The sequence below is a fragment of the Bradyrhizobium sp. 195 genome, assembly GCF_023101665.1.
In the GTDB taxonomy this organism is placed as follows: Bacteria; Pseudomonadota; Alphaproteobacteria; order Rhizobiales; family Xanthobacteraceae; genus Bradyrhizobium.
Window position 1 is genome coordinate 543,228 of sequence record NZ_CP082161.1, and the last position, 19,123, is coordinate 562,350.

A 19,123-nucleotide genomic window follows, 5' to 3' on the forward strand; every position below is an offset into this window, starting at 1 on the left:
CTACACACTGTTACGCTGATCGCGCCAGCGCGCCGTCGATCATGTTCACCGCGTTCTGCACGCCGTACACCGCGACGAAGGAGCCGAAGCGCGGCCCTTTCTCCTGGCCGAGCAGGACCTGGTAGAGCATGTTGAACCAGTCCAGCGTGACGCCGGGCCGGCCGTCCTTGCCCTTCTTCACCTGGTCGAGGAACGGCTCGCGGCGACCGATCTCGTAGACGACGTTCTGGATGTCCTCGGCCGATGCGTCCGGCGCAAGCTGCGACAGCGCATCGCGCAGATCCTGCAAGGCGGCTCGCTCGGTCTCCGTGGGCACGCGGAACTGCTTCGTCGGCGCGACGAAGTCGCGGTAATAATTGATGGCATAGCCGACCATCGCATCCAGCTTCGGATGCGTCTGCGGGCTCACGCCCGGGCGATAGCGGCCGATGAAGCCCCACAGCGTCTCGGCATTCTCCGCGTTCGACGACGACACCAGCGTCAGCAGAAGCTGGAAGGTGACGGGCATGTCGAACTTTGGCGGCTTGCCGGTGTGGATGTGCCAGACCGGATTGCCGAGCTGCTGCTTGCCATCCTGCTTGGCAAAGCCGTCGATGAACTGCTGATAGTCGTCGACGTTGCGCGGGATGACGTCGAAATACAGCCGCTTGGCCGCCTTCGGCTCGCGATACATGAACAGCGACAGCGATTCCGGCGAGGCATAGCGCAGCCACTCGTCGATGGTGAGGCCGTTGCCCTTCGACTTCGAGATCTTCTGGCCCTTCTCGTCGAGGAAGAGCTCGTAGTTGAAGCCTTCGGGCGGCGTGGCGCCGAGCGCCTTCGCGATGGCGCCGGACAGCTTCACGGAATCAATCAGGTCCTTGCCGGCCATCTCGTAGTCGACGCCGAGCGCGACCCAGCGCATCGCCCAGTCGGCCTTCCATTGGCACTTCACATTGCCTCCGGTGACGGGCGTTTCGACTTCCTGGTTCGTATCAGGGTCGACATAGGTCACCGTGCCCGCGGCGACGTCGCGGCGGATCGTCGGCACCTGCAGCACGATTCCGGTGGTCTTGCTGATCGGGAGGAACGGCGAATAGGTGGCGCGGCGATCGGGACCGAGCGTCGGCAGGATGATCGCCATCACCTTGTCGTAGGCGGCCAGCATCTTCAGCAAGGTCGCGTCGAAGCGGCCTGATGTGTAATAGTCGGTCGAGCTCGCGAATTCGTAGTCGAAGCCGAAATGATCGAGGAAGGCGCGCAGCCGCGCATTGTTGTGCGCGCCGAACGAAGGATACTCGTTCGAGAACGGATCCGGCACCCGCGTCAGCGGCTTGCCGAGATGCTCGGCCAGCATCTCCTTGTTGGGCACGTTGTCGGGCACCTTCCGAAACCCGTCCATGTCGTCGGAGAAGGCGAGCAGACGTGTCTTGATCTTGTCCTCGGTCAGCACGCGGAACGCGTGCCGCACCATCGAGGTGCGCGCGACCTCGCCGAACGTGCCGATATGCGGCAGGCCTGACGGCCCGTAGCCGGTCTCGAACAGCACCTCGTCCTTCGGGCTTTTCTTCAGCCGCGCGACAATGGTCTTCGCCTGCTCGAACGGCCAGGCGTTGGATTGTTCGGCGAGCGCACGCAGATCGCTCGGGCTCATGCTGGGATCGATAACGGACATCAAGAAGGGCCTCCGGGCCGCGGAAAATAGCGATTTCCGGGCAGAATGCAAAAGCTGCGGCGCAGCTATCGCGGAATCGTAGGGTGGGCAAAGCGAAGCGTGCCCACCACCTCAAAGACGTGGGCACGGCGCTTGCGCGCCTTTGCCCACCCTACGGTAGTTCGCTCGCCGCACCGGGGTTAGAACGGGCTCACCGAAAAATACCGCAGCCACAGATCGGTGTAGCGGCCTTTTTCCCAGACGCGGAACAGCGCCCAGTTCAGGGCCTGGCGCAGCACGTCGTTGCCCTTGCGCACGGCGATGCCGATGCCTTCGCCGAAGAAGCGGCTCTCGACGAAGGGGCCGCCGGAGAAGGCGCAGCAATCGCCGGAATCGGTGCCGTTGATCCAGAACGCAAGCGAGATGGCGTCGCCGAAGATGAAATCGACCTCGCCCTTGCGCAAAGCGGCGCGCATCGCGTCGTCGTTGGGATAGGGATGCAGCTCGGCGTCGGTGAACATGGCCTTGAGATAGGCCTCGTGCGCGGAGCCGGCGATGGCGCCGACCTTCTTGCCCTCGAGGTATTCGGGCCGGATCTCCGGCATCACCGCGTCCTTGCGGGAGGCGAAGCGCGCCGGCACCCGGTAGTAGGGATCGGTGAAGTCGACCCGGGCGCGCAGCTGCGGGCTCACCGCCATCGAGGCGATGATGGCATCGCCGCGATTGGAGGAGAGCGCATCGACCAGCGTCTCGAAGCGCCGCATCTGCACGGTGCAGGTGAGCTTGATCTCCTCGCACAGGCTACGTGCGAGGTCGACATTGAAGCCGGCCGGATTGCCGTCGGCACCGGTGTAGTTGAACGGCGGATAGTCGGTCTCGGTCAGGAAGCGGATGACGGTCAGACGCGACAGGTCCGGCCGTTCCGGTCGCCGCCGCGGATCCCAGAAGCCGGGTACGGCCTGCGGGGCAGCCTGGGGCGCGACCTGCGGCGTGGCCTGAGGTGCCGCCGGGGGCCGTTTGGCGGGAGCCTGAGCGTTTGCGGCGCCCAGGCCCATGACCAGGCAGGCGCCGACGGCTAGCCCGGTCAGCAAGCCGCGGGCAGATTTAGACGATTTCGCCTGGTGCGATGGAGCCATCGGCCGGAAATGAACGAATTTCATTGGGATCGGAGGGCGTTATAGACCATCCCGCCGGGAACGCGAGCGCGGAATGTGGCCAAGGCGAAGGTGCCCTCCCTCCCCCGCTTGCGGGGGAGGGAGGGGGAGAGGGTGTCTCGACAAAGGGACAGTCCCCCAGAGGAAAGAGCCCTCACTCGGCGCTTTGCGCTGACCTCTCCGCATGCGGGAGAGGTTCATCGGGATCGCCGCCCGATCATTCTGCCAAATGCCTAGAGATACTTCTTCAAATCCGCCGCCGCCTCTTCGGGCGTGCGTTTCAGGTTGAATGGCGACACGAACCTCCCATCGCGGTCCATCAGATAGATCAGCGCGGTGTGGTCCATGGTGTAGTCGCCGTCCTTGGTCGGGACCTTCTTGGCGTAGACCCGATAGGAAGTGATGACCTTGGCGGTCTCGGCGGGATCGCCGCTGAGCCCTTCGAGATGCGGATCGAAGCTCGACAGATACTCCTTCATGGTCGCCGGCGTATCCCGTTCGGGATCGACCGAGATGAAGACGGCATTGACCTTGTCGGCGTCCTTGCCCATCGCGCGCAGCACCTCCGAGATCTCGAACAGCGAGGTCGGACAGACGTCGGGGCAATGGGTATAGCCGAAGAAGATCAGGGTCGGCTTGCCCTTCAGGTTCTTGTCGGTGACGGCCTTGCCGTTCTGGTCGGTGAGCTGGAACGGGCCGCCGATCGCGGCCGGCTGCGCCACCTTGCTGACCCCGCCCATGGCCCAGAACATGATCAGGAGGCCGACAACAAGGCTTGCGGCGAAGGCGGTCGCGATCACCAGCGGACGGGCGGCGGAACTCATGAGCGGAAAACTTCCTGTCGCGGATCAGAAGCAGGCGGCGAAACCGATCCTGATCATTTCGAAGAACATCTGCGTGCCGTAGTGGAACCACAGCGCCAGCGCGCCGAGCACCAGCAATCCACCGATCGCCACGCCCGCCAACAGCAGCACGGATGGCGTCCGGCCGGCAGTGGGCGAATTGTCCTGTAGGCGATGTGCCGGATGCACTGGTTGAGCCATGGCAATGATGGGGCAAAAGCCCGGGTTCCCAACCCTCAGATAGGCTTCGGCCCGCCTGCGGGCAAGGCGCCGCCGGCGGGCCAGAACGCCCCTGTCAGGCCGAGAACGTCAGTGCAGGAGCTGGCCCCGGGCGGATTCGATCTGGTCCGCTTGCGGGAGAGGCCGGCGCGACGGCTTGATCGCCGAGGCCTGGGCATCCAGGTAGCAGGGCTTGTACATGGCCTGGAGCTGCCTGCCCTTCAGGAACAGCATGTGCGGGGTGAGACCGCCGCGCTGGTTGATCCAGCGCCTCACCTGGGAGGGATACATCGCATAAAGCATCTGCGTCGCTTCAGCATTGGTGACGGCACGGCCGTTGGACCCGAAATCCCAGGCCGCGTGGAAACCAAGCGTCGCGCTCGAGGTCACGCAGATGCGGTCATGCGGGATGGCGCCGAGGACGATGGTACAGGCGGAGGCGCAGAGGCCGTCGATGATGACGGTTTCGCCTGATTGACGCAGGTCCTGATACTTGTCGACGTAGGTTCCAATCCGGCCGCCGCGGTCATCCGCGATTCGAACCACCGCGTGAGAAGCCCCCATGCCAGCGATTAACAGAACCGCCGCAAGCAACCCCGTCAGAAACTTCATTGGCCCCCGCCCCGGTCGAATTCGAATCTGCGTGTCAGGTGGTGATGCACGGCTAGCGTCCGTCGTAACCGAGGTTTTGTCTAGGCAGGCCGGCTCGCTCAAAACAAATTCAAATCCAGTGTTGCGTCCGCGCTGCACTCGGCACGTCTCTATCCCAAAGTGGAACAAGTTAACGATGTCTTGCGCGCCACACACTTGATCTCAGTTACAACCGTTGGCTTCAATCCGGGCAATTACCGGGGGGAACTCATGGAGGGGGAATGCATGGCTGAGAATACAGACGTCGTCGTCGTCGGCGCGGGGCTGTCGGGCCTTGTGGCCGCCACCGAGATTGCCGACTCAGGCAAGCGCGTGATCGTGGTCGACCAGGAAGGCGAGCAGTCGCTCGGCGGTCAGGCGTTCTGGTCGTTCGGCGGGTTGTTCCTGGTCGATTCGCCGGAGCAGCGCCGGCTCGGCATCAAGGATTCCTTCGACCTGGCCATGCAGGACTGGATCGGTGCGGCGGGCTTCGACCGCGACGAGGATTTCTGGCCGCGGCAATGGGCCGAGGCCTATGTGGCGTTCGCGGCCGGCGAGAAGCGCACATGGCTGCGGGCCATGGGCCATCGCATCTTTCCCGTGGTCGGCTGGGCCGAGCGTGGCGGTTACGACGCGATGGGCCACGGCAATTCCGTGCCGCGCTTTCACGTCACTTGGGGCACCGGCCCCGGCATCGTCGAGCCATTCGAGCGCCGCGCGCGCGAGGCGATGAGGAGCGGCCGGCTGAGCTTCAGGTTTCGCCACCGCGTCGACGCGCTCTCGATCACCAACGGCACGGTAGATGGCGTCAGCGGCGCCGTGCTCGCGCCCGACGATGTCGAGCGCGGCAAGAGCTCGTCGCGCAACGTCGTTGGCGAGTTCGCGCTGAAGGCACAGGCCGTGATCGTGGCGTCCGGCGGCATCGGCGGCAATCACGAGCTGGTCCGGCAGAACTGGCCGAAGCGGCTCGGTGATCCCCCGAAATTCATGATCTCCGGCGTGCCCGAACATGTCGACGGCCGGATGATCGGCATCACCGAGAAATCGGGCGCGCGGCTGATCAACCGCGACCGCATGTGGCATTATGTCGAGGGCATCCAGAACTGGTCACCGATCTGGCCGCGCCACGGCATTCGCATCCTGCCCGGGCCCTCCTCGATGTGGTTCGACGCAACAGGCACGCGGCTGCCGGCGCCGCTGTTCCCCGGCTCCGACACGCTCGGCCAGCTCCAATACATCATGTCGACGGGGTACGATTATTCCTGGTTCATCCTGACTCAGAGCATCATCAAGAAGGAGTTTGCGCTGTCGGGCTCGGAGCAGAATCCCGACCTGACCGGCAAGAGCTGGCTCATGACCTTGCGCCGCGCCACCAACAAGGGCGCGCCGGCGCCGGTGGAAGCGTTCAAAAGCCACGGTGTCGACTTCATCGTACGCGACAAGATCGAGGACCTTGTTGCGGAGATGAACAAGCTTGCCGGCAGCGACCTCCTCAAGCTCGAGCACATCAGGATGCAGATCGAGGCGCGCGACCGCGAGATCGCCAATCCCTACGTCAAGGATGCGCAGGTGATGAACATTCACAATGCGCGCCGCTATATCGGCGACAGACTGATCCGCACCGCCTCCCCACACCGGATCCTGGACCCCGCGCACGGGCCGCTGATCGCGGTCAAGCTCAACATCCTCACCCGCAAGACGCTGGGCGGCTTCGAGACCGATCTCGACTCGCGTGTGTTCGGCAGCGAGGGACACGTCATTCCGGGCCTCTATGCGGTCGGCGAAGCCGCCGGCTTCGGCGGCGGCGGGGTGCACGGCTATCGCTCGCTGGAAGGCACGTTCCTCGGCGGCTGCCTGTTCTCGGGCCGCAATGCGGGCCGTGCCGCGGCCAAGGCGGTGGGCTAGATCATGCGGCGGTGGATGCGCTTCGGGGCGCTGGTCGCGGCATTGGTCGCCGCTTCGGCTGCATCCGCCGAGACGATCGACGTTGGCGGGGTGAAGCGCTCCTACACCGCGCAACTGCCGGCTAAGAAGCCTGCAGCGCTGGTGATCGTGCTGCATGGCAAGACCCAGCGCGGCGCCGACATGATCGCGCGGACGGCGTGGCCGCAGGTCGCGAAACGAGAAGGTTTTGCCGTGGTGTTTCCCGACGGCCTCAACCACGCCTGGGCTGATGCGCGGACGAAGGCGGGACCGGCGCTGCGTGGACCACCAATAGGTACCGATGATATCGCCTTCATCGCAAAGCTCGTCGAAAAGCTGGTGGCCGACGGCACGGCCGATGCAAAGCGCGTCTATGTCGCCGGCATCTCCAATGGCGGCGCCATGGCAATGACACTGGTTTGCGCCCGTGCCGATCTGTTTGCCGCGGGCGCGAGCGTGATCATGAATCTTACCGACGAGGCCGCGGTCACCTGCCATCCGTCACGGCCGCTGCCGATGCTGCTCATGAATGGCACGGCCGATCCGCTGGTGCCTTACGAGGGCGGACGCGGATCGAGCTATTATGCCGCAGACGGATTCTGGTCGACCGAGGAGACACTGGCATTCTGGCGCAAGCTCAATGGCTGCGAGACCGACGACGCCAGCGTGACTGATCTGCCCGACAGGAACGTTGCGGATCAATCCACGGTGACGCGGATTTCCTCGCGCTGTCCGAGCGGGCACGACGTCGTGCTCTATCGTGTCAACCATGGGGGGCACCGCATGCCCGGATTTTCTCCGGATGCCCGTTTTCCGAGGGTCGCGACCAAGATGCTGGGCCCGCAGAATGGCGACATCGACGGCGCCGAGACGATCTGGTCGTTCTTCAGCCAGTCTCATTGAGCGGGCAGCGCATGCAACCCGGGGGTGGCAGAGCGCGGGGTGCTGGGCTAGACAGGGCCGCCATTCCAGTGAGGAGATCCCCAATGAGCATTGAGCGTTTTGAAACCGGCCCGCGCATGAGCCAGGTCGTCGTGCACGGCAACACCGTCTATCTCGCGGGTGTCGTCGCGAACAAAGCCGCCGGCGAAAGCGTGACGAAGCAGACCCAGGACATCCTGGCGACCATCGACGGCCATCTCGCCAAGGCCGGCACCGACAAGTCGAAGCTGCTCTCGGCCACGATCTACATCACCGACATGAAGACCTTCGGCGAGATGAACGCGGTGTGGGACGCCTGGGTCTCGCCCGGCAACACCCCGGCGCGTGCCACCGTCGAAGCCAAGCTGGCGGCGCCGCAATACACCGTCGAGATCATGGTCATTGCGGCGAAGTAGTTTTCGCGAAAACATTTGCGCGCGCTGATGACCTCCGAGGTAATCGATCAGCGCGCGTGAACCTTCGATAGTGACGGTCAGCCGAATACGGCGCCATCGAAGGAGAGCACCATGACCGACCCCATCACCATCGCCCGCCGCTACATCGAGCTCTGGAACGAGCGCACCGCCGGCCGACGCCGTGAGCTGCTCAGTGAAAACTGGACGACGGATGCGAGCTATGTCGATCCCCTGATGAAGGGCGAGGGCCGCGACGGCATCGAGGCGCTGATCGCAGGCGTGCAGCAGCGCTTTCCCGACTTCCAGTTCAGTCTGATCGGCGAGCCCAATGGCTACGGCGACCACGTCCGCTTTTCGTGGGGGCTGGGTCCCGACGGCACCGACAGCCCGATCAAGGGCACTGATTTTGCCGTGCTGAAGGACGGCCGTATCAGAAGCGTGACCGGATTTCTCGATCAGGTGCCAGCCGGGGCGTGAGATCGCTGCGTGGAAACGAGCTCGCCTGCGGCCATCCTTCGAGACGCCCGCCGCTGGCGGGCCCTCAGGATGAGGATGGAGTGCGTTGCGCTAGTTTCAACGGGCACCGACGCCGCTTAGCCTCATCCTGAGGAGACCGCGAAGCGGTCGTCTCGAAGGACGAGGCGCGCGCTCAGGTCGCGCAAAATGCTGGATGCGGCGACCTCCCTCGGTCCAGACGGGGAGGGTTACGCCCCTCGACGAAGCCATCCCTACGGCTTACCTGTCATGGTGTGACGCGCCGTATCCCTAGAATTCAGGCCGAGACGCCTTCGCTGCTGCCCGACCGCTTCCAGCAATGGTTCGCTGGCCGCGGCTGGTCGCCGCGTGCGCATCAATTGGCGCTGCTGGAGAAGGCGCGCGAGGACGCCAGCGCCCTGCTGATCGCGCCGACCGGCGCCGGCAAGACGCTGGCGGGATTTCTGCCGACGCTGGTGGAACTGTCGATGCAACCCATCGAACGGGAGGCGAGTGGGAAGAAAAGCCTCGTCTCCACCGGCCGCAGCGTGCAACGGACCGGCGGCCTGCACACGCTCTACATCTCGCCGCTCAAAGCGCTCGCCGTCGACATCGCGCGTAATCTGGAGTGGCCGATCGCCGAGATGGGCCTGCCGATCAAGGTCGAGACCCGCACCGGCGACACGCCGGTATCCCGGCGCCAGCGGCAGCGGCGCTATCCGCCGGACGTGTTGCTGACGACGCCCGAGCAGCTCGCGCTGCTGCTCTCCTCCGACGACGCGCCGTTCCTGTTCTCCTCCCTGAAGCGCGTCGTGCTCGACGAGCTGCATGCGCTGGTGACGTCCAAGCGCGGCGATCTGCTCTCGCTCGGCCTGGCAAGGCTGTGGCGGCTGGCGCCGCCGATGCGTGCGATCGGCCTGTCGGCAACTGTGGCCGAGCCGGATCAGCTCGCGCGCTTCCTGGTGCCTCAGCCTGGCGGCAAGCAAGCTGCCGCCGACATCGTTATCGCCAGCGGTGCGGCGCCGCCTGAGGTCGAGATGCTCGATACGCGCGAACGCCTGCCCTGGGCCGGCCACAGCGCGCGCCATGCGCTCCCTGAAATCTACGAGCTGATCAAGGCGAACAAGACCACGCTTGTCTTCGTCAATACCCGCAGCCAGGCCGAGATGCTGTTCCAGAATCTCTGGAGCATGAACGACGACGGCCTTGCGATCGCGCTGCATCACGGCTCGCTCGACGTCGCCCAGCGCCGCAAGGTCGAGGACGCGATGTCGGCGGGCAGACTGCGCGGCGTGGTCTGCACCTCCTCGCTCGACCTCGGCGTCGACTGGGGCGATGTCGATCTCGTCGTCAATATCGGCGCACCCAAGGGATCGTCGCGCCTGATGCAGCGCATCGGCCGCGCCAACCACCGCCTCGACGAAGCCTCGCGCGCGGTGCTGGTGCCGGCCAACCGTTTTGAAGTGCTGGAGTGCCGCGTCGCGATCGACGCGATCGCCGAGAACGCGCAGGATACGCCGCCGTTGCGTACCGGTGGCCTCGACGTGCTGGCCCAGCATGTGCTGGGCTGTGCCTGCGGCGAGCCGTTTCTCTCCGATGAACTTTATGCCGAGATCCGCACCGCTGCGCCTTACGCCGACCTGTCGCGGCAGGATTTCGACGACGTCGTCGATTTCGTCGCGTCCGGTGGCTACGCACTGAAGACCTACGAGCGCTTCGCCCGCATCAAGCAGGACAAGGAAGGACGCTGGCGCGTCGCCAATCCCAAGGTGCGGCAGAGCTACCGGATGAATGTCGGCACCATCGTCGAGGACGACATGCTGAAGGTGCGGCTGGTGCGCTCGCGCGGCGGTCAAGGAAAAGCAGGTGGCTCGACCGGGGTGATCGCGCGCGGCGGCAGGTTGCTCGGCGAGATCGAGGAAGCCTTCATCGAGGGCTTGAGCCCCGGCGATACCTTCGTGTTCTCAGGCGAGGTGGTGCGCTACGAGACCCTGGTCGAGGACCAGGTCTATGTCTCGCGCGCGCATGACAAGGACCCGAAAGTGCCGTCCTATATGGGCGGCAAGTTTCCGCTCTCGACCTATCTCGCCGAACGCGTGCGCCGGCTGCTCGATGACGGCCGCGCCTGGGGCGGCTTGCCGGAGCAGGTGCGCGACTGGCTGTCGCTGCAAAAGGACGTCTCGCAGGTGCCGGCGGTGCGCGAGCTCCTGGTCGAGAGCTTTCCGCGCGCCAACAAGCATTACCTGGTCTGCTACCCCTTCGAGGGACGCCTCGCGCATCAGACCCTCGGCATGCTGCTGACGCGGCGCCTCGAGCGCGCCCGCGCGCGGCCGCTCGGCTTCGTCGCCAATGAATATGCTGTGGCGATCTGGGGGCTCGGCGATCTCTCCTTCATGATCCGCGATGGCCGGATCGACCTCAACGCCCTGTTCGACCCCGATATGCTCGGCGACGATCTCGAGGCGTGGCTCGCCGAATCCGCGCTGATGAAGCGCACGTTCCGCAACTGCGCCATCATCTCCGGCCTGATCACGCGCCGGCACACCGGCGAGGAGAAGAGCCGTCGCCAGGTGCTGTTCTCGACCGATCTCGTCTATGACGTGCTGCGCAAGCATCAGGCCGATCACGTCCTCTTACGCGCCGCCCGCGCCGACGCCGCCACCGGCCTGCTCGACCTGCGCCGCCTTGGCGACATGCTCGCCCGCATCCACGGCCGCATCACGCATAGGGAACTCGACCGCGTCTCCCCGCTCGCGGTGCCCGTGATGCTGGAAATCGGGCGCGAGTCGGTTTATGGCGAAGCTGCAGACGAGCTTTTGGCGGAAGCCGCCGATGAGCTCGTCAAAGAGGCGATGGGATAAGAGCAGGTTCGGACGTGACGATTGGCGCGCAGGTTTCGGGAGATGTCGACGACATGCGCGTGTCCAGAGTCACCATCAGCGATGTGACCTTTGCCGCCGATCTCTCCGGCGCGCTGTTCTGGGAAGAGCAGCGCCTGCTGGTCGTCTCCGACCTGCATCTGGAAAAAGGGTCCAGCTTCGCCACGCGCGGCGTGCTGCTGCCGCCTTACGACACCATCGCGACGCTCGGCCGTCTCGCTGCTGCCATCTCCCGCCATGATCCACGCATCGTCATCGCGCTCGGCGACAGCTTTCACGATCGCAGGGCGCATGAGCGGCTGTCGCCGGACGACCGCGACGCCGTCGCCGCGCTTCAGACCGGCCGCGACTGGATCTGGATCTCCGGCAATCACGATCCCATGCTGCCGCGCGATCTCGGCGGCACCATCGCCGAAGAAGTCGCGATCGGCCCGATCACCTTCCGTCATGAGCCCACGGGTGCGCGCGGCGAGATCGCCGGGCATCTTCATCCAAAGGCGCGCGTCTCCGCACGCGGCCGCTCGATGGAGCGCCGCTGCTTCGTCTCCGACGGGATGCGCGCGGTGATGCCGGCGTTCGGCGCCTATGCTGGCGGCCTCAGCATCCGCGACGTGGCATTCGCAAAGATCTTTCCGACCAATGGTTTTGTCGCCCATCTGCTGGGCGACCGCCGCGTCCACGCCATTGCGGCCTCGCGCTGCTATTGAGTCCGGCCGAAATTGGGACAGCACTACGTTCGGTAGTTTTCCGGAATCGCCCAAGCCCCGTTGCCGGTTCTAACGTCACGCTTGCCGGGGCTGGAATTTCTGATCCCGAACAAGATTGTAACCGGCAAGGGGCCGCTGCGAGGCGGCCCCTTTCGATTCCGGCGGTCCAAAGCGGGCTTAGAAGGATCGCTACCGAACTCGGAACAAATTAAGAACACTTTAGCAAGTCTTTGATATATCATTGTGATTCGGCACGTTGCCGACACAATATCTAGCGTCTGTCAGACTTTGCGAGGACTACATGTCCACCATCGCCTTCGATCAATTTGCCCTCACCCGAATCGCCGATTTCGCGCGCTCGCTCTCGCGGCTGCATCAGGCGGCGCGGCGCCAGAGGATCGACGACGACCAGTTCGACCGCGAATTCAACGCGGTGTGCCAGTCGATCTGGGGCTACACCATCGACGACGTCAGCGATGATCTGTTCTCGACCGAGGATCATCTGTTTCTCGATGCGCTGGACGAAGCGCATGCGCGCATCTTCGCGGCCGAGCAGGGCTACGACCTCGTTGGTGATCAGGGCATGCTGACGGACTGGTGGGGCTTCTGCTGGATGATCCTGGCCGAGAAGCGCGGCCTCCTGACGCCGGACAACCGTGCCGCCGCACGCGCGGCGATTGAAGAGAAATATCTGGCGGCGCCGAACGTGATCGGGGTGATCATCGGGAGGTGATCGCGCCATACTCCGTCATTGCGAGCGTAGCGAAGCAATCCAGGATCTTTCCGCGGAGGAAGTCTGGATTGCTTCGTCGCAAGGGCTCCTCGCAATGACGGCGTGGTGAGAGTTTGGGCTTAATCCAATCCCGCGCGCTTCGCCGATTTCTGCGCCGCCGCCTTCGGCACCGTTACGTCAGGCAGCGTCTCACGCACGATCTCCGCAGCCGGCGCATCTGCCGACACCGTCTCTGCCCGCACCGGCGCCACCTTCATCTCGCCGAGCCTCGCGCGGACCTGCGCGGTGAGGCCGGGATAGGAGGCGACAGGGGTGAAGTCCGCCGCCTGGTCGTTGCCGACGCGGATGCCGGTATAGGCGACGAGGCCGTCAGTGGTGGCGATCACGTCGCCGGCCTTCAGCGAGGAGTCCAGCGCGAGATCGACCGGGGCAAGGCCGACCGGCTCGCGCCCGTTGCAGGTGCAGTCGGCGCGCAGCGCCTTGCGGTAGGCGAACGCGTTCTCGCTGTCGGCGTAGCGTTCGCCGGTCTGCGAAGCGGCACCGTCGATCGAGGAGCCGAAAAAGACCTTGGTCGCGGCGGCAGGACAGAACGCCTGACACATCTGTGCCGGCGAGGCGAGGCCGCGCATCAGCGGAAAATACTTGCCGTCGCAGCTGCGTACGCAGAAGGCCGGGCCCGAACCGCCTGCCGCGGCAGCGCGTGTCGGCGGCACATATTGCGGGGTCGCGGCATTTTGCTGACCGGTGAAGGGATCGGTGTAGGAACTCGCCTGCTGCGGCACCTCACGTTGCGGCCGCTGCTGCATGCCGCCGAAGAAGAAGTCGAACAGGCCTTCGGCCGAAACCGGGGCCGGAGCTGCAAGCAGCGGGGCTGCCAGTGTGGCGGCTATGAGCATCGCGCGACGCCGCCGGCGCGCATGGGACATGATTGTACGCAATGCTCACTCCACCCGACGCTACTGAACCGGCCAAGACCAGCGAGGTCTTGGCACATGATTCACCATAAAGCGGGATGGTAAATGAGCAGTTGAGCGGAGGCGGTTTCAAGTCGAGGCCGTGACCTCTTTGAGGCCGGACCCAGCTTCCGACGGATCGTTGCTTCCGGGCCACGCCCGGGCATGCCGGCGTGGGCTTTTTTTCGGACTCAAGCCTTCAAGAATTCCGAGGCCTTGTACAGCGAGCGGAACGGCAGGCCGGCCGCACCGAACGTATCGGTAGCACCTTCCTCGCGGTCGACCATGGTCAGCACCAGCACGACCTCGGCGCCGGTCTCGCGCACGGATTCCACCGCCTTCATCGCCGAGCCGCCGGTAGTGGTGACGTCCTCGACGATCACGACGCGCTTGCCCTCCAGCGTCTCGCCTTTCGGCAGGCCTTCGATCGCGAGCTTGGCGCCGTGCTCCTTCGGCTTCTTGCGCACGAAGAAGGCTGCGATCGGATGGCCCTTGATCCAGGAGATCTGCGCCAATGCGCCAGCGAGCGGCACCGCGCCCATCTCGAGGCCGCCGATGAAATCGAGGTTGTCGTCCTTCAGCGCCTCATAGGTCAGCTCGGCGAGCAGGGTCGCCCCCTCGGGGTCGAGCATGGTCGGCTTGAGGTTGAAGTAGAAATCGCTCTTGCGGCCTGACGCGAGCGTCACCTCGCCGCGGCCGAAGGAGCGCCGACGGATGATTTCGAACAGGCGGGCGCGGGAGGCAGATTTCGACACGACGGTCCCTCGAACAGCTTTTTAGAGGAGGCGGAATTTATCCGCGACGGCCGCGACATTCCAGAGGGGGCGTCCCTCGTCAACAGGGATCGGGCCATCCAGGGCTGCCGGTTGTGGGGGCGCGACCTTCTGGAGTAGTTGAGAGCCCAAGTCGGGGCACGACGCCTCCTCGGGAAGGACATGGGAATGACCATCGAGCTGCACACCTGGAACACGCCGAACGGCCGCAAGATCTCGGTTGCGCTGGAGGAGATGGGGCTTCCCTACAAGGTGATCCCGGTGAACATTACCAAGGGCGAGCAGATGGCGCCGGGGTTCCTCAAGCTCTCCCCGAACAACAAGATCCCCGCGATCGTCGACCCCGAGGGCCCGGACGGCAAGCCCGTCAGCATCTTCGAATCGGGCGCGATCCTGCTCTATCTCGGTGAAAAGACCGGCAAATTCCTGCCGAAATCGCTCAGCGCCCGTATCCCCGTGTACGAATGGCTGATGTGGCAGATGGGCGGCTTCGGCCCGATGCCCGGCCAGGTGCACCATTTCATCGCGCTCGAGAACGAGCAGGACCGTGCCTACGGCCTGAAGCGCTACATGGCCGAGACGCGCCGGCTCTACGGCGTGCTCGACCGCCGGCTCGAGGGGCACGACTTCGTCGCCGGCGACCTCTCGATTGCCGATTTTGCCATCCTGGGCTGGGCCTGGCGCCATCCTCGCCACAAGGTTGAGCTGGCGGACTTCCCCAACGTCAAGCGCTGGTATGAGGCCCTGATCGCCCGTCCGGCCGTGAAGCGGGGCATGGACGCGAAGCTGGATTGATTGGACGGTGTCATCGCCCGCGAAGGCGGGCGATCCAGTATTCCAGAGGCGGCGGTGATTGAGCTGAGAGGCCACGGCGTACTGGATGCCCCGGTCAAGCCGGGGCATGACAGTGTGCCTCACACCTTCTTCGCTTCCACCGCCATCCGCACCGCGAGACCCGCCAGCACCGTGCCCATCAGCCAGCGCTGCACCAGCATCCAGCTCGGCCGGTTCGTCAGGAACAGCGCGATCGATCCGGCCGCGAGCGCGATCATCGCATTGACGCTGACGCTGATCGCGATCTGGATCGCCCCCAACACCACCGACTGCGCCAGCACGCTGCCGGCGGCGGGATCGATGAACTGCGGCAGCAGCGCCAGATAGAGCATCGCGATCTTCGGGTTGAGCAGGTTGGTGACGAAGCCCATCGCGAACAATTTGCGCGGGCTGTCCATGGCGAGCTGCTTCACCTGGAATGGCGAGCGCCCGCCCGGTTTCACCGCCTGCCACGCAAGCCACAACAGATAACCCGCACCGGCGAAGCGCAGCGCGTCATAAGCAAAGGGAATGGCGAGCAAGAGCGCCGTGATGCCGAACGCCGCACACAGCATGTAGAACACGAAGCCGAGTGCTACGCCGCCGAGCGAGACGATGCCGGCCGCAGGCCCCTGCGTGATCGAGCGCGAGATCAGATAGATCATGTTCGGCCCGGGCGTGAGCACGAGACCGAGGCAGACGAGAGCGAAGCCGAGCAGGGCGGAGGTGTGGGGCATCATTGGACCGGTGCGGAAGACGGCACGGTTCTAATATGCGCGGCCTCGTGGGGCCATCGCGCAATTGCTCGGAGGACAATTGAGGGTGTTGCGCAGGTGCGCTCCCTCGCCCCGCACTTGCGGGGAGAGGTGAAGAAAATCAGTGCGCCTCGTCCCAGTTGTTCGCCGCCCGCGCGTCCACATGCAGCGGCACCGAGAGCAGCACGGCCGGGAACGGCGCGTCCTGCATGACGTGCTGCACGACGGGGAGCGTCGCCTCGACCTCGGCGTCCGGCACCTCGAAGATCAATTCGTCATGCACCTGCAGCAGCATCTGCGCCGACAGCTTCTTTGCGGCGAGGGCATCCTCGACCCGCGTCATGGCGCGGCGGATGATGTCGGCCGCGGTGCCCTGGAGCCGCGCGTTGATCGCGGCACGCTCATTGAAGGCGCGCACCGAGGCGTTGGACGCCTTGATGTCGGGATAGTGCATCTTCCGGCCGAACAGCGTGGTGACGTAGCCGTGGCTCCGGCAGAAATCGCGCGTCTCGTCCATGTAGGCGCGGATGCCGGGGAAGCGCTCGAAATATTTCTTGATATAGGCGGACGCTTCCTCGCGCGCGATGCCGAGCTGGTTGGCGAGGCCGAACGCCGAGATGCCGTAGATGATGCCGAAATTGATCGCCTTGGCGCGGCGGCGAATTTCGCTCGGCATGCCCTGGATCGGCACCCCGAACATTTCCGACGCGGTCATGGCGTGAATGTCGAGCCCGTCGCGGAACGCCTGCTTCAGCACAGGAATGTCGGCGATCTCGGCCAGCAGCCGCAGCTCGATCTGCGAATAATCCGCGGAGACAAGCTTGTGCCCGGGCGTCGCAATGAAGGCGCGGCGGATCTTGCGGCCATCCTCGGTGCGCACCGGGATGTTCTGCAGATTCGGCTCGTTCGACGACAGCCGGCCCGTCGTGGTTGCTGCCAGCGCGTAGGTCGTGTGCACGCGATGGGTCTGCGGATTGACATAGGTCGGCAGCGCGTCGGTGTAGGTGGATTTCAGTTTCGAGACCTGGCGCCACTCCAGGATCTTTCGCGGGAAGTCGTGGCCCTGCTCGGCGAGCTCGTCCAGCACCTGGGCGGTGGTCGACCATGCCCCGGTTTTCGTTTTGGACCCGCCTGACAATCCCATCTTGCCGAACAGGATGTCGCCGATCTGCTTGGGACTGCCGACATTGACCGGCTCGCCCGCGATCTCCTGGATCTCGGCCTCGACGCGCGCCGCCGTCTGGGCAAAGTCGCCGGAAAGCCGCGACAGCACCTGGCGGTCGATCGAGATGCCGCGCCGCTCCATGCGCGCAAGCACCGACACCAGCGGCCGCTCCAGCGTCTCGTAGACCGCGCTCATGTGCTCTGCGACGAGGCGCGGCTTCAGCACGTGCCAGACGCGCAACGCGACGTCGGCGCCTTCGGCCGACAGCGCCGCAGCCTTGTCGATCGGTACCTGGTCGAAGGTGATCTTGCCCTTGCCGCTGCCGAGCAGCTCATTTTCCTTGAGCAGGGCATGACCGAACCAGCGCTCCGACAGCGAGTCCAGCGCATGCGAGCCGCGGCCTGCATCGAGCACGTAGGAGATCAGGAGCGCATCGTCGGTGTTGCGCAAGGTGATGCCGTGCTGCGCCAGCATCACGGCAGTGAATTTGACGTCGAAGCCGATCTTGAGGATGCCTGATGATTCCAGCACCGGCCGCAACGCCTCGATCGCATCCGCATGCTTGACCTGGTCGGGCGCAAGGCCGGCGTCGAACAGGCCGCCGCCGCCGCCGGACTGCTTGTGCGCCAGCGGCACGTAGCAGGCCTCGTTCGGCGCCAGCGCCAGCGCGATGCCGCAGAGATCGGCCTGCATCGGATCGATGGAGTTTGCCTTGATCTCGATCGCGACATGGCCGGCATCATGGATGCGCGCGACGAATGCGTTGAGCTCCTTGAGCGTCTTGATCGTCTGATACTTGCTCCGATCGACCGGGAGCTTGCGCATGGCGTCTTCGCGCGCCGCAGCCAGCGAGATCGGCGCGCCCTTCAGGCTGGCGCCCTTGTCGCCCTTGTCGCCGCCCGTTGCGCTCGCGGCAGGAGCGGCGAAGAGATCGCCGGAAGCCTCGGACGTTCTTGCTTTCGATGCGCCGTCGCCGGCCCTGGCGCCGCTGCTATTGCTCGCATCGGCATCGACATTGGCGGGATCGATCTGCGAATAGTCGGCGACGCGGCGCGTCAAGGTGGTGAATTCCATCGCCTTCAGGAAGGCAATCAGCTTGCGCGCGTCGGGCTCGTGGACGGCGAGGTCGTCGAGCGGCACGTCCAGCTTGACCTTGTCGTCGAGCAGCACGAGTTTTCGCGAGATCCGCGCCTTCTCCGCGTTCTCGAGCAGCGCCTCGCGGCGCTTCGGCTGCTTGATCTCGCCGGCGCGGAACAACAATTGGTCGAGGTCGCCATATTCGGTGATCAGCTGCGCCGCGGTCTTGACGCCGATGCCGGGCACGCCGGGCACGTTGTCGGTGGAATCGCCGGCCAGAGCCTGCACCTCGACGACCTTGTTCGGCGGCACGCCGAACTTCTCGATCACCTCGGGGATGCCGATGCGGCGGTCCTTCATGGTGTCGTACATGGTGACGCAATCGGTCACGAGCTGCATCAGGTCCTTGTCGGAGGACACGATCGTCGCGCTCGCGCCGCGCTCGCACGCCTCGCGCACATAGGTCGCGATGAGGTCGTCGGCCTCGAAGCCGCCCTGTTCCAGGCAGGGCAGGTCGAAGGCGCGCACCGCTTCGCGGATCAGCGCGAATTGCGGGATCAGATCGTCGGGTGCCGGCGGCCGGTGCGCCTTGTATTTGGGATAGATCGCGTTGCGGAAGGTGACCTCCGACTTGTCGAACACGATCGCGAGGTGCGTCGGCCGGTTGTCGGCGGGCATGTCGCGCAGGAGTTTCCACAGCATGTTGCAGAAGCCCAGCACGGCGTTGACCTGCAGCCCGTCGGACTTGCGGTTCAGCGGCGGCAGCGCGTGGTAAGCGCGGAAGATATAGGAGGAACCGTCGACCAGGAACACGTGGTCGCCCTTGCCGGCGGCCTTGGCTGCTACAGGTTTGGCAGCAGCTGTCGCGGCGGCGGGCTTGGCGTCGGCGGCTTTTGGCGCAGCCTTGGTGTCAGCTTTGGCGGAGGTCTTCGGGGAGGTTTTGGGCATGGCCGCAATGTATGAATTTTTGCGGGCTTTGACAGCCTTAGGAGGGGGATTTTTGGGCAACTGGCCGACGCTATCCCCACTGTCATTCCCCGGCTTGACCGGGGAATC

Annotated in this window: 17 protein-coding genes; 8 read left to right on the forward strand and 9 right to left on the reverse strand. The window is 65.0% G+C overall.

All coding sequences use genetic code 11. The features are described 5' to 3' along the window. Positions 1-10: 10 nt before the first annotated feature. The 5 genes from IVB26_RS02460 to IVB26_RS02480 all read right to left on the reverse strand — a co-directional run bounded on the left by IVB26_RS02460 (position 11) and on the right by IVB26_RS02480 (position 4,460). A complete protein-coding gene (locus tag IVB26_RS02460) occupies positions 11-1,654 on the reverse strand; it encodes a lysine--tRNA ligase (RefSeq protein WP_247973395.1) in 1,644 nt (547 codons plus the stop codon). Positions 1,655-1,833: 179 nt separating this feature from the next. Beyond that, positions 1,834-2,769 carry a transporter substrate-binding domain-containing protein gene (locus IVB26_RS02465; RefSeq protein ID WP_247973396.1) on the reverse strand — a complete coding sequence of 312 codons (936 nt, stop codon included), beginning with the start codon at positions 2,767-2,769 and terminating at the stop codon, positions 1,834-1,836. A 251-nt stretch (positions 2,770-3,020) separates the two neighbouring features. After that, a complete protein-coding gene (locus IVB26_RS02470) occupies positions 3,021-3,611 on the reverse strand; it encodes an SCO family protein (protein WP_247970465.1) in 591 nt (196 codons plus the stop codon). A 24-nt stretch (positions 3,612-3,635) separates the two neighbouring features. Further along, the gene (locus tag IVB26_RS43305) at positions 3,636-3,761 is read right to left on the reverse strand and encodes a hypothetical protein (protein ID WP_458309307.1); all 126 of its coding nucleotides are present in this window, start codon (positions 3,759-3,761) and stop codon (positions 3,636-3,638) included. Between the two features lie 177 nt (positions 3,762-3,938). Further along, positions 3,939-4,460, reverse strand: a complete 522-nt coding sequence (locus IVB26_RS02480; protein WP_247970467.1) for a hypothetical protein — start codon at positions 4,458-4,460, stop codon at positions 3,939-3,941. A 264-nt stretch (positions 4,461-4,724) separates the two neighbouring features. On the opposite strand from IVB26_RS02480, the gene IVB26_RS02485 reads away from it, so the two are divergent. The 7 genes from IVB26_RS02485 to IVB26_RS02515 all read left to right on the forward strand — a co-directional run bounded on the left by IVB26_RS02485 (position 4,725) and on the right by IVB26_RS02515 (position 12,531). Further along, positions 4,725-6,383, forward strand: a complete 1,659-nt coding sequence (locus IVB26_RS02485; RefSeq protein WP_247970468.1) for an FAD-binding dehydrogenase — start codon at positions 4,725-4,727, stop codon at positions 6,381-6,383. A gap of 3 nt (positions 6,384-6,386) precedes the next feature. Next, entirely contained in the window at positions 6,387-7,304 is a 918-nt protein-coding gene (locus tag IVB26_RS02490; protein ID WP_247970469.1) for a CE1 family esterase, read from the forward strand. A gap of 83 nt (positions 7,305-7,387) precedes the next feature. Next, the gene (locus IVB26_RS02495; RefSeq protein WP_212084196.1) at positions 7,388-7,738 is read left to right on the forward strand and encodes a RidA family protein; all 351 of its coding nucleotides are present in this window, start codon (positions 7,388-7,390) and stop codon (positions 7,736-7,738) included. 111 nt (positions 7,739-7,849) lie between these two features. After that, on the forward strand, positions 7,850-8,215 hold the full coding sequence (locus tag IVB26_RS02500; protein ID WP_247970470.1) for a nuclear transport factor 2 family protein: 366 nt from the start codon (positions 7,850-7,852) through the stop codon (positions 8,213-8,215). Positions 8,216-8,487: 272 nt separating this feature from the next. Then, positions 8,488-11,073 (forward strand): ligase-associated DNA damage response DEXH box helicase, encoded by a 2,586-nt coding sequence (locus tag IVB26_RS02505; protein WP_247970471.1) that lies wholly within the window; start codon positions 8,488-8,490, stop codon positions 11,071-11,073. Positions 11,074-11,126: 53 nt separating this feature from the next. After that, positions 11,127-11,798, forward strand: a complete 672-nt coding sequence (gene pdeM / locus IVB26_RS02510) for a ligase-associated DNA damage response endonuclease PdeM (RefSeq protein ID WP_247970472.1) — start codon at positions 11,127-11,129, stop codon at positions 11,796-11,798. Positions 11,799-12,099: 301 nt separating this feature from the next. Continuing rightward, on the forward strand, positions 12,100-12,531 hold the full coding sequence (locus IVB26_RS02515) for a hypothetical protein (protein WP_247970473.1): 432 nt from the start codon (positions 12,100-12,102) through the stop codon (positions 12,529-12,531). Positions 12,532-12,650: 119 nt separating this feature from the next. On the opposite strand, the gene IVB26_RS02520 is transcribed toward IVB26_RS02515, so the two are convergent. Both IVB26_RS02520 and pyrE read right to left on the reverse strand, forming a co-directional pair. Beyond that, the gene (locus IVB26_RS02520; protein WP_247970474.1) at positions 12,651-13,427 is read right to left on the reverse strand and encodes a DUF2865 domain-containing protein; all 777 of its coding nucleotides are present in this window, start codon (positions 13,425-13,427) and stop codon (positions 12,651-12,653) included. 248 nt (positions 13,428-13,675) lie between these two features. Continuing rightward, positions 13,676-14,239 (reverse strand): orotate phosphoribosyltransferase, encoded by a 564-nt coding sequence (pyrE, locus tag IVB26_RS02525; protein WP_212277777.1) that lies wholly within the window; start codon positions 14,237-14,239, stop codon positions 13,676-13,678. A 186-nt stretch (positions 14,240-14,425) separates the two neighbouring features. Here pyrE and IVB26_RS02530 point away from each other — a divergent pair, with 186 nt between their 5' ends. Continuing rightward, the gene (locus IVB26_RS02530; protein WP_247970475.1) at positions 14,426-15,052 is read left to right on the forward strand and encodes a glutathione S-transferase family protein; all 627 of its coding nucleotides are present in this window, start codon (positions 14,426-14,428) and stop codon (positions 15,050-15,052) included. Between the two features lie 119 nt (positions 15,053-15,171). Here the strand turns inward: IVB26_RS02530 and IVB26_RS02535 are convergent, their stop codons facing one another. Further along, entirely contained in the window at positions 15,172-15,807 is a 636-nt protein-coding gene (locus tag IVB26_RS02535; RefSeq protein WP_247973397.1) for a LysE family translocator, read from the reverse strand. A gap of 139 nt (positions 15,808-15,946) precedes the next feature. Continuing rightward, complete coding sequence (gene polA / locus IVB26_RS02540) at positions 15,947-19,015, reverse strand: DNA polymerase I (RefSeq protein ID WP_247970476.1); 3,069 nt, start codon at positions 19,013-19,015, stop codon at positions 15,947-15,949. Positions 19,016-19,123: the final 108 nt, after the last annotated feature.